At 53.5% G+C, this 12405-nt stretch carries 11 protein-coding genes; 7 read left to right on the top strand and 4 right to left on the bottom strand.

The features are described from left to right. Nucleotides 1–147 precede the first annotated feature (147 nt). The 3 genes from SH421x_RS05455 to SH421x_RS05445 all read right to left on the bottom strand — a co-directional run bounded on the left by SH421x_RS05455 (nt 148) and on the right by SH421x_RS05445 (nt 2530). Nucleotides 148–1602 (bottom strand): proton-conducting transporter transmembrane domain-containing protein, encoded by a 1455-nt coding sequence (locus SH421x_RS05455; RefSeq protein WP_488854389.1) that lies wholly within the window; start codon nt 1600–1602, stop codon nt 148–150. A gap of 62 nt (nt 1603–1664) precedes the next feature. Beyond that, on the bottom strand, nt 1665–2174 hold the full coding sequence (locus SH421x_RS05450) for a hypothetical protein (protein ID WP_488854388.1): 510 nt from the start codon (nt 2172–2174) through the stop codon (nt 1665–1667). 11 nt (nt 2175–2185) lie between these two features. Beyond that, complete coding sequence (locus SH421x_RS05445; protein WP_488854387.1) at nt 2186–2530, bottom strand: ArsR/SmtB family transcription factor; 345 nt, start codon at nt 2528–2530, stop codon at nt 2186–2188. A gap of 1310 nt (nt 2531–3840) precedes the next feature. Between SH421x_RS05445 and SH421x_RS05440 the strand changes: the two genes are divergently transcribed. The 5 genes from SH421x_RS05440 (at nt 3841) to SH421x_RS05420 (ending at nt 9954) form a co-directional block, all read left to right on the top strand. Next, a complete protein-coding gene (locus SH421x_RS05440; RefSeq protein ID WP_488854386.1) occupies nt 3841–5358 on the top strand; it encodes an ATPase domain-containing protein in 1518 nt (505 codons plus the stop codon). Beyond that, nucleotides 5345–7357, top strand: a complete 2013-nt coding sequence (locus tag SH421x_RS05435) for a hybrid sensor histidine kinase/response regulator (RefSeq protein WP_488854385.1) — start codon at nt 5345–5347, stop codon at nt 7355–7357. The genes SH421x_RS05440 and SH421x_RS05435 overlap by 14 nt, the downstream gene beginning before the upstream one ends. 334 nt (nt 7358–7691) lie before the next feature. Continuing rightward, nucleotides 7692–8945, top strand: coding sequence for an RNA polymerase sigma factor (locus SH421x_RS05430; RefSeq protein ID WP_488854384.1), 1254 nt, complete (start codon nt 7692–7694; stop codon nt 8943–8945). 108 nt (nt 8946–9053) lie between these two features. After that, a complete protein-coding gene (locus SH421x_RS05425) occupies nt 9054–9446 on the top strand; it encodes a YciI family protein (protein WP_488854383.1) in 393 nt (130 codons plus the stop codon). Between the two features lie 46 nt (nt 9447–9492). Continuing rightward, nucleotides 9493–9954 (top strand): SRPBCC domain-containing protein, encoded by a 462-nt coding sequence (locus tag SH421x_RS05420; protein WP_488854382.1) that lies wholly within the window; start codon nt 9493–9495, stop codon nt 9952–9954. Between the two features lie 50 nt (nt 9955–10004). Here the strand turns inward: SH421x_RS05420 and SH421x_RS05415 are convergent, their stop codons facing one another. Beyond that, the gene (locus SH421x_RS05415; protein ID WP_488854381.1) at nt 10005–10343 is read right to left on the bottom strand and encodes a DUF5713 family protein; all 339 of its coding nucleotides are present in this window, start codon (nt 10341–10343) and stop codon (nt 10005–10007) included. A 471-nt stretch (nt 10344–10814) separates the two neighbouring features. On the opposite strand from SH421x_RS05415, the gene SH421x_RS05410 reads away from it, so the two are divergent. After that, a complete protein-coding gene (locus SH421x_RS05410) occupies nt 10815–11843 on the top strand; it encodes a DUF1559 family PulG-like putative transporter (protein ID WP_488854380.1) in 1029 nt (342 codons plus the stop codon). A gap of 61 nt (nt 11844–11904) precedes the next feature. Then, nucleotides 11905–12372 carry a hypothetical protein gene (locus tag SH421x_RS05405; protein ID WP_488854379.1) on the top strand — a complete coding sequence of 156 codons (468 nt, stop codon included), beginning with the start codon at nt 11905–11907 and terminating at the stop codon, nt 12370–12372. Nucleotides 12373–12405 lie beyond the last annotated feature (33 nt).

Genomic DNA, 12405 nt, shown 5'->3' with positions numbered 1-12405 from the left:
GCTTCCTCATGAATTCCATCACCCGCTGATTTTGGGATTTCAGGGAAGAGCGATTTCTCCCCCGGGGCATGAATGGTTACGTTCAAGGGGGCAAACCACGCAAATTTGGCGACGCTCAGGAACTGGTTGATCATCAAGGGCCAATTATTAGACGCTTGCATGATTCGTTAGACTGTAGGCAATAACCGACAATGCAATCAGCATTCCTGAACAGAGCAGTATTGCAATTGCCATGGGTAGCGGTAGGGGCGCTATCGCAGGCGGGGTGGAGGGCGGCTTTTGAAAGGTTGCGCGGATTAGCGGATAAATGTAAACAAAGTTTAAGAAGCTACCCGTCAATAGAAAGGCTGCAGCAAAATACTGATGGCGGTGAATTTCTTCTAACAGCATTAAATCTTTGCTGTAATATCCAGCAAGAAACGGAAATCCGCTGATCGACAACCCGGACAGAATAGCCGCTAGACCAAGCCAGCGTCTCCCCGGCAGTGCTTCAGCGACCCGTGACGACTGGACTGAGCCAAAAGCAGTGAGATAGGCACCTGCGCAGAAGAATAAATTAAGTTTAGCGATTGCGTGAGTGATGATATGGAGCATCGCTCCTTGCATACCCACTTCGCTACCGATCAGTATTGCAGTAATGATGTAGGAGAGCTGCCCAACCGTTGAGAACGAGAATCGTTCTTTTAAATCTTGCGTCTTCCACGCTCGTATCGCTGTGTAAACGGCCGTGCCGCCGCATAAGTAAATTAACCAGCCAGCCTGGAAGAAATGACTGCTAAGTTCGCTGAGAAGTTCCAAGCCGTAGACATGCTTGGCAATCTTAAATAGAGCAATAATACCAATTTGCACTGAGGCCACGGAGTGAATCATTGCCGTGACCGGCGCGGCGGCACATGCAGTCCGCGCAAGCCAAAGATGAAAAGGCGCAACACAGTTCTTAGAGAACGCAATGACGATTACTGCCAGAACGAACGAGCTCCTCTGATGACTCCATCCTAGTTGTTGCACGTCAATGTTTTCAAAGGGCACGTCCAGAGGAAAATTAAGAGAAATCACAGGAATTGCAATAAGCAAAACAGGCCATATTGTCGCATGAATGTAGTAGTTTACGGCTCGCTTGCTAGCATCATTATTGCGAAGTGTTATTAATGGTATAATTGTCAGTATCGAGACGGTATAGAAGAACAGCAAAGTGATAAAATTATCAGATATTCCAGCGCCAATCGATAGTGCAAGTGTGGCACTCAAGAAACGATGAAATGTCTCCGCCTTCGTCGAGAATTGCGCTGCAACGTACCCCATGCAGTACACCAAGGTCACGGACCAGCAGAGGTATATCAGAATGACAAAAATCCATGATGGCGTGTCGAGAGAAAACACAATCCAATTACTTATGCGTATCGGCCCTGAAACGGGACCGTACGAGTACGTTCCCAAAGCCATTACGGCAGTCGATCCGATCATGATCGAGTAGAAAGCGTACTTGGATTTCGGCTTAATTATCGTCAGCAGGTTGAGGACGAGGGGCCAAGAGAGCAGCAATAGGGCAATTGTGGCTGGATCAACGCTTGGCATGTTCAATGCTGCGATTTTTTCAAACATGACTGGTCAAAGAGCCTGCGAAAAGGTGGGATTTTAGGGGCTTCGAGAACTGCACGATACTGCTAGGCGATTCCTGCCCGCTCCAACGCCGCCATGAACTGCGGGCAGATGCTTCCACGGCCGACATGAAGTTCAAGCCCGACATGCTGCATAAACTTAGCAGATAGCGGCCTTGCCCAGTACAGAATCAAGTGGCGTCCGGCAGAATGAAGTGTGCGTGCGATGTCTTCCAGCGCGAGCTGCCCAATGGTGTCAAGGGCCGCCATATTGTGTAGCCACAGGAGGACTACCAGTGCACGGCTACCCATTTGAGTGGTTAACTCGGTATGCAGCTTCTGGCCGATGCCCAACAGAAACGGTCCGTGGATGTGGACATCGATGACATCGCTGGGAATGTGCTTTTCCTGCAAGACGTGCAATCGATTGTCCTCGACGGAATCTATCGTTTCCTTCTCGACGGTCGTGGCATTCGCCACCTCGCAGATAAGCAGCATAGCGGCGAGAACAAATCCGGCTTGCACTGCCGCTGCTAGGTCAGAAAATATCCTCGAGGAATCGACCTGCTTCGGCATCCTGCTCCGCTTCATCGCTTCGCCCTCTGCGAGACTTTCCTAGCCACTTTTTTCTCTTCGCGCAGCACTTCCATCGCCTCATTCATGTGGGCGAAAAAAAACTCCCGCATCTTCTCTAGTACTTCCCCCAACATCGGGTCGCGGAGTCGGTAGAAAATCTGATTGCCTTGCTTTCGGGTTTCAACGAGGTGCTTACTTCGAAGGACTGCAAGATGCTGCGATGCGTTTGCCTGCTCGATCCCGACCTCCTCCCACAGAGCGCTCACCGACATCTCGCCACGACTAAGACACTCCACAATGGCGACACGAGTGGGATGGCCAAGCGCCTGAAAGACGCCAGCCTTAAACTGTCGCATTGACTCCAACATTGCTGCACTTTCAATCCGGCAAACTAGCATACATTCGAATAGTCGAATATAGAACTGTAAACAACTTGGTCAATAGCGTCTCGCCTGTTTTTCACCGGGTTTTATTTTTTTTGAGGGAGACTGGATTCTGAGAATGACTCTGGAAGGGGAAAGTATCGCAGGGCGGGTGGAGCAATACCGAATCCGATCCACTCTCATCAATCAACGCGATCGGTTTGCGCAGCCGTTGATGCTGCATGAAACCGGATGTTGCAAAAACACCCTTGTATCCTGCGGCTGGTGAGACCGAACAAAGCAACTGGCGACAGATGGTCCCACCCTTGGCCTATTGATGTCTGCGCACGCAATCGAATAGCAAATTGGATCGGTTTGCTACGAAGGCCGGGACTCCCGCTGGTCGCCCCTGTTGGATTGGTGGCGCAGACGTCAAAAATACCGTCAAGTAGCTGGATTACCGCCCGATTTTCGTACTGAAACCCAAGCAGTCGCCGGAGCGTGCAGGTGCAGTAATGCCGGCTCGTGTCACCTAGCTGGGCAGCGCACATGTCTGATATTAAGAAAACTGCGTGGGTGTCGATGTTTCAAAATCTAACTGGGATTTCGCCATCGCGGGAAGCCGTCTAACCTTCACCTTTGGGGAAAGCCAAGGGAACGAATGCTCCCCGCTGAACCACGACTATTCGTCCGCTTCCTATCACCACATGACTGAACTCGACCGGAACAAGAATAGGAGGCGCAGGTCGTCCTGAAGTCCAGGGGAATCGAATTGTGCGACATTCGAAAGCGGCGGCGAAATTGGCGACGGTAACCTTGAAGACATCCAAGATCTCAAGAGACTCGCCCCCTTAGATTTCTCCGATTGATTCACTAAGCCGATGATCCACTGCAATTGCGATTTTTCGGTGACTAGGCTGAATAAATAGAGGAGTCCGATTTGTGGCCGGTGGTCGTGTGCTGGATACCTCTTTCATGAATCCCTGATAACTGCAGTACCTATCTGCCTGAAGGGCATGCCTGGGATCGCCTTGGTTGACGCGCGACCAGGCGAGGACTAGCAATCGCCAAGTGTCTGCCCCCAAAAAAGTCTTTTATAAAGGATCAGCCGGCGAAAAGCCTGTTCGCTGGGGAGAGGGAAAGAGTTGAATCCGCCCCGGTAGGCAGATCCACCAGGATCCTGCTTCCGGGTCCCCATCCGACATGTTCCAGCGCAAACTTTTGCCTGAGAAACGAGATTGGTATACTTGGGTTCACTGAGATAAGAAAAAGCACCACTTCTTGCACGAGGATATTTATCTCCAATGCATGGTGAGAAAGCGGATATCAGTACAGGAAACGTCGAATTAGATGAAATCCTCCGCGGGGGCCTGACGGCGAATCGGATTTATTTATTAGACGGTCATCCAGGCGCCGGTAAAACGACCCTCGGCATGCAGTTTCTGCTTGATGGAATTCAAAAAGGGGAAACGGGACTTTACGTCTCACTATCAGAAACAAAGGTCGAACTCGAAGCCATTGCAAAGACGCACGGCTGGTCTCTGGAAGGTCTACATATCCATGAATTAGTGGACCCGACCGACACTCTGCAAGCCGATTCGCTGTACACCATGTTTCACCCCTCGGAAGTCGAGTTGGGAGAAACGACCCAGCAAATGTTGGCTCAAGTTATGCAGTTAAACCCTCGCCGGGTTGTCTTGGACTCGCTGTCTGAATTACGGCTACTAGCTCAAAGTGCATTGCGTTACCGACGTCAAATTTTGGCCCTGAAACACTTTTTTGTTGGACGCGATTGCACGGCAATCTTTTTGGATGACAAAACGTCACCCGATCAGGACCTGCAATTGCAGAGCATCGCGCACGGCGTCATCAGCCTGGACCGGATGTCAGCCGACTTTGGAGAAGAGCGTCGCCGCTTGCGGGTGGTGAAGTATCGTGGCCGCAGTTTTGTCGGAGGTTGGCACGATTTCGATATTCTACCGGGAGGCATAAAAATTTACCCCCGGATCTCAACCAACTTCCCAGCACGACCGAGCGGACGCTTGGCGCCGCTGCTCAGCGGCAATGCGTCACTTGATACGCTACTGGGCACAGGAATCGAACCGGGGACCAGCACGCTCATGCTTGGCCCGGCCGGCGTGGGCAAATCCTCCTGCGCCACCCTGTTTGCCGTGACTGCGTGCAAGCGGGGCGAACGAGCGGTAATCTTCGTTTTCGATGAAAGCCGTCAAACGCTGATCCTCCGCTCCAAGGGGTTGGAGATGGATCTGGAAAAACTGGAAGCGGAAGGGTCGTTAGAGATTCGCCAAGTGAACCCAGGCGAAATTTCTCCCGGCGAATTTGCCGATATGGTACGAACCGCCGTTCAACCGCAGCCGGGGGAAAGTCGCGTCTCGGTTGTTGTAATTGATAGTCTCAATGGGTATTTGAGCGCGATGCCGGAAGAACGCTTCTTGCAAATTCAAATGCACGAACTGCTGAACTATCTTGGCAACAGCGGCATCGCGACGTTTTTGATCGTGGCGCAGCATGGGATGCTGGGAACCGTTATGCAAACGCCGGTTGACGCCAGCTATCTGGCTGACACGGTGATTCTATTTCGTTATTTTGAAGCGAGCGGCGAGATCCGTCAGGCGATCTCTGTCGTGAAAAAACGGGATGGCAATCACGAGCGTACAATCCGCGAATTTCGAATGATTGATGGAAAGATTGTGGTCGGCGACCCGCTGCACAACTTCCGCGGCATCCTTGCTGGCACGCCGGTTTTTACCGGCGAGGATGAGAATCTCCTGAAGGGACAGGAGCGCAATGCAAATCGTTGATACCGATTCTAATAAGCATCGCATCCTGCTGCTTCCTCCCACCGCGCGGGATTCGACGATCACCGCAAGAATCCTGGGTGAGAGTAACATTGCAACCTTCGCTTGTCGCGACATCCAACACCTTTGTCACGAAGCGTTGGCCGGCGCTGGCGTATTGCTGATCGCAGAAGAACATCTCTTGAGCGCGGCGGGCAAATTGGTGAGGCAAATGCTGACCGAGCAGCCGGCGTGGTCAGATCTGCCCCTTTTGATCTTAACGCTCGCTTCTTCCCAAAATTCATCGTTACTCGAGCACTGGCAACAAGTGGCGAATGTAACACTGATTACTCGCCCCTTACAGATTCAATCCTTTCTAAGCGTCGTTCGCTCGCGGTTGCAGGATCGCAAACGACAATATATGGTGCGCGATCTGTTGGATTCGTTAGAGCGCCATGGTCGTGAATTCAGTCAACTTGCCGATGCAATGCCGCAGATCGTCTTCACCACGAGAAAACAGGGCGAGACCGAATATTTAAATCAACGAGCGCTCGATTATTTCGGCATTTCCCACGAGGACATCCACGGATTTGATTGGACGTCGCGAATTTATGAAAGTGATTTCTCGAAGGCGAAAACCCGCTGGAATCATGCCCTGGAGACCGGCGTTTTGTTCCAATGCGAATTCCGTATGCTACATGCTCCGACTTTAGAGCATCGCTGGCACTTGGCCCGATCCTTGCCCGTCAGGGACGAAGAGGGAAGCCTCGTCCGCTGGTTCGGCACGATCACCGACATTCATCAACAAAAGTTGAGCGAAGAAAAATTGAGCTTGGCGTTGCAGCAAGCTGCCGCAGCGAACACGGTGAAGAACGAGTTTCTGGCGAATATGAGCCATGAGATTCGTACGCCGATGACCGCCGTTTTAGGATATGCAGAACTGCTCATGCAGCAGGAAGTCGATCCAGAGAAAATCGACTTCTTGAAGATCATCCGGCAAAACGGTGAGTTTCTCATGGAAATCATCAATGACATCCTTGATCTCTCCAAAATCGAAGCTGGCAAACTCGAGATCACGCAGGAGCCCTTTGAACTTGTGCGGATGATCGAAGAGATTCAGTCCTTGATGAAAGTTCGTGCTGCTGAAAACAACATTGCTTTCAGCGTCGAATTCAAGGGGAACAGTCGCAAGTTGGTCAGTAGCGACTCCAAGCGGTTACGCCAAATCTTGATTAATTTGATTGGCAACGCTTTGAAATTTACCGAGCAAGGCTCTGTCCGACTGATTGTCACCCACCTGCCTGAGCGGATTAATTTTGATGTCACGGATACCGGCATCGGTATGTCGCAGCAGCAGATCGAGCAACTTTTTCTTCCCTTCCAACAAGCCGATTCGTCCGTCTCACGCAAATTCGGCGGAAGCGGACTCGGGCTAGCGATTAGTCAACGCTTGGCGGCGATGCTGGGGGGCGAAATCACTGTTCAAAGCAAGTTGGGGCAAGGCAGCACCTTCACGTTTTCGATCGCCGACTCCGTCTCTGATGCGCAGCGTTTTGATGAAGCCCATGCGCTGATCGCCGCACAAGAGCCGCTTCCCGAAAAGCCGTTGCTCGAATGCGAGATCTTGCTGGTCGAAGATCGGGCGGCGATCCGCTTTTTGACAAGTCGCATCCTGACGAACGCGGGCGCTACCGTTTTGATCGCCGAGAATGGATTGTTAGCGATTCAGCAAATCCAGCGGATGCACGACACGAATTCGTCGCCCGACATCATCCTGATGGATATGCAAATGCCGGTGATGGATGGTTTCCAAGCGACAGCACAACTAAGAGAGATGGGATATTGCAAGCCCATCATCGCACTGACGGCAGACGCGATGCAGGGAGACATGGACCGCTGCCTTCGCAGCGGGTGCAACGCTTATATCAGCAAACCAATTGATTCTATGGAACTTCTCCAAGTAATCGCGCGATACGCGAGAGAAACCAAAGTAGATTTCTCTCCAAGTTCTGAGCAACTTTAGCGTCTCCACGAAACAAGGGAGCGGCAGCGAGATCGAAGGGATCGGTCGTCGCTACGCACATAGCTAAGCGATCCCTCTGCTGCGGCGACAAGAATCAGTTGGGACGATCGCCTACGGATCTCGTCAATGACATGCCTTAAATCCGAGAGCGCTGAAGGATATCGAAAACCAACTTCAAATGATGGGGCCAGTGTGCATCACCCACCCCAAACGCCTAGAAATTCTCGGCGACCGGATTGGTGGGTCAGGTGAACCGATCGTGTGAATGGAGCATCCTTCCATCTCTCGCGGTTTGCTCCCCCCACTCGACTGAACTCGGTTTATACTAGCCGACATGCTCGACGACGCCAACTCAACTCTCCGTGACCACATCGACCAGCTTTATCGCTCTGATTCTCGGCGCGTGTTCGCTTCGCTGGTTCGCATCTTGAAAGACTTTGAGCTAGCCGACGACGCACTGCATGAAGCGTTTGCGGCGGCCATCGAAGATTGGGGGCAGCATGGAGTGCCGGGCAATCCGACCGCGTGGCTCATTTCGGCCGGGCGCAACAAAGCGATTGATGCGCTCCGTCGGCAAGGACGCTTGCACGAATTGCAGCCGGAAATCGCGTCTCGGCTGGAAGCAGTCGCTTCGGAGAATGCGGCTCGTTCGGCGACCGAGATCGAAGATGATCGCTTGCGGCTGATCTTTACCTGCTGTCATCCCGAGGTCGACCCTCGATTAAGAGTACCGTTGACGTTACGCGAAGTATGTGGGCTCACGACCGAGGAAATCGCGCGCGCTTTTTTGACAACCAAGGGATCGATGGCCCAGCGGATCGTGCGGGGTAAAGCCAAGATTCGCGAAGCGGGAATTCCTTTTGTCGTTCCTGCTTTGAGCGAGTTGCCGGCCCGGTTGGATGCGGTGCTGGAGGCGATATACCTAGTGTTTAATGAAGGGTATTCAGCATCGCATGGAGACGCGCCGATTCGCGCCAATCTGACCGCCGAGGCGATTCGGCTGGGCCGTCTGGTTGGGCAACTGCTGCCTGATCCGGAAGTGCAAGGCTTGCTCGCTTTGATGCTGCTGCATGAGTCGCGCCGCGAAGCGCGAGTCTCTGAAACGGGCGAGATCATCCTAATGGAAGATCAAGACCGTACGCTTTGGAACCGAGAACTGATCGCCGAGGGAACCGCATTGGTTGAACAAGCGCTACGGTCACGGCGGTTTGGCGCCTATACGTTGCAAGCGGCGATTTCGGCGATTCATGCCGAGGCCCCCGCCGCCGACCAAACCGACTGGAATCAGATTGTAGTCTTATATGGCGCGCTGCTGCGGATCGATCCTTCGCCGGTGATCGCGCTAAACCGCGCCGCTGCCCTCGCGATGCGAGACGGACCTGAAGCTGGGCTGGAGCTTATCGACGGCATTTTGAGCGGCGGAGAACTGGGCGATTATCATTGGGCGCACGCAGCCCGGGGCGAACTGTTGCGCCGTTTAGGCCGATCGACTGAAGCGATCGCGGCGTTTAATCGAGCCCTGGAGATGGTCGAGCAAGAGGCGGAACGCCGGCTATTGACGGCGCGGATCAGGGAATTAGAAAAATAATTCGGTGGGGCTGTCGATTCTGGCGGAGGCCGATCGACTATTGGGTAAGAGCTCGGCTAAAAGTGATAGCTGAGCAAACCGTGAAAGCAACTACAGGATAACCATCTCATGAAATACATCTGCTTAGGATTTATCGACGAAGCGAAGTTTGCTGAGGTCCCCCAGGCCGATGCGGAGAAAATGATGGAGGAGTGTTTCGCCTACGACGACGAACTCCGCCGCGGCGGACATTTTATCGGCGGCGAGGCGCTCGATACGATGCGCAACGCGGTTACGCTGCGGATGAAAGAGGGGAAAGTTGACGTGACGGACGGTCCGTTTTCGGAAACCAAGGAAACGCTGGGGGGTATTTTGCTGCTAGAGGCTCGGGACATGAACCATGCGATTGCGCTGATGTCCAAACACCCGGGGACAAAAGTCGGACCGTGGGAGATTCGCCCAGCGGATGAGACGATCAATGCGTTGATCGCTGAACGGAACGCCGCGGTGAAGCAGCAATAGCAGTTGTGGACACGCCAAGATGCCCCAAGCCTAACAAGAGCCCCAGATGAACCTACTGGACCACACCGATCTTCCTGCCGAGCGGAAGATCGCCACTAGCCGAGTCGTCCCCTTCTCACCGGCGCAAGTCTTTCAAGCGTTTCGCGATCCTACGCTGCTGGCCAAGTGGTGGGGCCCTGACGGCTTCTCGAATACATTTCGCAAGTTCGATTTTCGGCCCGGCGGCGATTGGCTGTTTGACATGCATGGTCCGGATGGGACCGACTATCCCAACGAAAGTCGGTTCTTAGAAATCTCCGAACCAACGCGGATCGTGTTTGATCACTTGGGCGCGCCAAAGTTTCGTACGTTTCTAGATTTTTCGCCAACGGCCGCAGGCTGCCAGATCGATTGGTGCATGGCGTTTGAAGACGAACAGACACGCGCGCACGTCTTTAGTTTTGCTGGAGGTGCGCTTGAACAGAATCTGAATCGATGGGTTGCGATATTGAGTGAAGAATCTGCCTGACAGATCGCTCAACCCGGTCAGCGGTTGAGCGATTACCTTTTCGAGCGGCATTACCAATCGCGCGGCGCGATTAGCTCTTCTCCATCGGCGTCAAACCCGTACGCTTCGGCGATGGTCGCAAAGTCATTGCCGATTGCGTCGCGAGCGGCGGTTTCGATTTCGCTGTCTTCTTCTTCAAACTCGGCTGCAAGCTGGTTGAATTCTTCGGTGGCGGCGTGCGTCAACACGTAGAGATCGTCCAGCGACTTGGGCTTCTTCCGCTCAATCGTTTCGCACAGGTCTTCGAGGATCGCCTTGCCTTTGTCGACCAGGTGCTCAGGGAAATAAGCGTCGAGATACATATCCGCCAAAAAGGGGTAGTCGACTAACGACTGGTTGGTAATCGCCATGGGGCTACTGAAGCTGAATAGGGGTACGGGCATCGCTCGGCGGCGTCAAGCTTTGGCCGCAAGGAATGGAGTCCACTCGCCGCTGCTATTTTGGGATGTTATCGAACAATCCTTCATGATGCGAGACGGCTTTCGTCGGGGAAATCCTCAATCGGGCGCTTTCTTTTATCGCTAGCCAGATGAAGTCTCGGTGAAGATTGGGTTGGGAATCAACTTCGCGGTGAGTTCCGAATTCGGTCCACCGATCGGAACCGATCCCCGGCAGTTTACCAGGGAAATCTCGGCGGATTTAGCCCGTGAATATCGGCGATTATTTTCTCGTTAGCAAGTCAGTCAAAAGTGACGGGGATCTCGCCAAAATTGGGCAGCGGAAAGCCGAGCATTGTGTGTAAATATCTGCGTCCGTAAGCTAAATGGGCTCACTACTGAACAGTACCCCCTAATTTTGCGATCTGGCCTACGGAGTCCTCGATGAAAAAACGCCCCGGTTTTACTCTTGTCGAATTGTTAGTGGTGATCGCAATTATCGGGGTCTTGATCGCGATGCTGCTGCCGGCGGTGCAACAAGCGCGGGAAGCAGCTCGCCGGATGTCTTGCACCAACCAGATGAAGCAGTTGGGACTGGCGATGCACAACTATCACGACACCTATGGCGCTTTGCCGGCGCGTGTCGGCGGCGGCGCAGCATCCGGGCAGCGGTTAAGCGGCTGGATCGGCTTGCTGCCGTACATCGAAGAGCGCGCGTTGTACGATCAGATCGCCAGCAACGCCGCTTCGTTTGGGGTGAGACCGTGGCAAAAGCCGTATGCCCCCTATGACACCCAGGTCAAAATGTTGCTTTGCCCTTCAGAAACGGAAGACCCACGGTTGCCGGCCTTTGATCTAAAGGGAAGCTCTAACTACGCTTTTTCGATCGGCGACTGTTGCCGCTATTCGCTGGATCATCAAGCGTTCGAGGCCCGCGGTCCCTTCTCACTTTACAGATATTGCAGCTTCAACAAGATCACGGACGGTCAAAGCAACACCGTGATGCTAGGCGAAAAGGGGTTGGGAACCGACCAGAAAAAATTGATCGGCGGCATCATCGTCACCGGAACTCCTTGGGTGGTGAATGAACAAGACGGCATCAATCCTGGCATCTGCCAAGCGATGCGTCCCCTGGGTCAAACCTATCCCAGCAGCACGTCGACCCTTAGCTATAGCGGCCGCCGCTGGTCGGATGGAGCGGTGAACATGCAAGGGTTCTGCACCATCCTGCCCCCCAACTCTCCCAGTTGCAGCCGGAAGACCAATGACTGGTCAGAATCGATCGTCACGGCATCTAGCTACCATCCCGGCGGCGCGAACGCGCTCTTTTGTGATGGTTCGGTGACGTTCATTCCCGAAACAATCGATACCGGCGACCTCTCCAAACCGGCGCCTCAGGCGGGCGAATCGCCGTATGGCGTATGGGGCGCGATGGGATCAAAGTCAGGTCAAGAATCCGTATCGTCGCTGTAATCCACGATTACCTACGGTCCCTCATTCATTCCCTCCTTTGGCTTCACAAAAAACGGATACCATGGCAAGCACACTACGAATTTACGGTCTGTGCATCGCAACGGTGATGGTCGTTGGTTGCTCTGGCCAAGTCCTGCTTGAAGGCGCCGCGAAAACAACGGTGACCGTCACTCTGGATCAAGCTCCGGTGGAAGGGGCGGCGGTTGTCTTTACACCGGTCGACGGCGGGCGTTCGGCATCAGGGCAAACCGACGCCAATGGGATCACCCAGATGGGAACTTCTCGCGTGGGTGACGGGGTCTTCCCCGGCGAGTATAAGATTGTCGTCGTGAAATCGATCGATGATCCCAATTTCGTCGAGAACGCGGCGGATCAAAACGAATTCACCGGACGTGGTCGCCCTGCGTATGCCAAGCAGATCTATCAGGTTCCTCAAAAGTACATCAGCACCTCGACTTCGGGTCTGAGCACCATCGTCGAAGCGGACGCTGAAAACGAAGTGACGCTGGAGTTGAACAGCGACAAGTAAGCACCGCTTGACCGCAAGCAGGAGGTTAAAACT

This window comes from Blastopirellula sp. SH421, from assembly GCF_057808535.1.
Note: the sequence above shows the minus strand (reverse complement) of the source record. Positions and strands in the feature narration are given on the sequence as shown.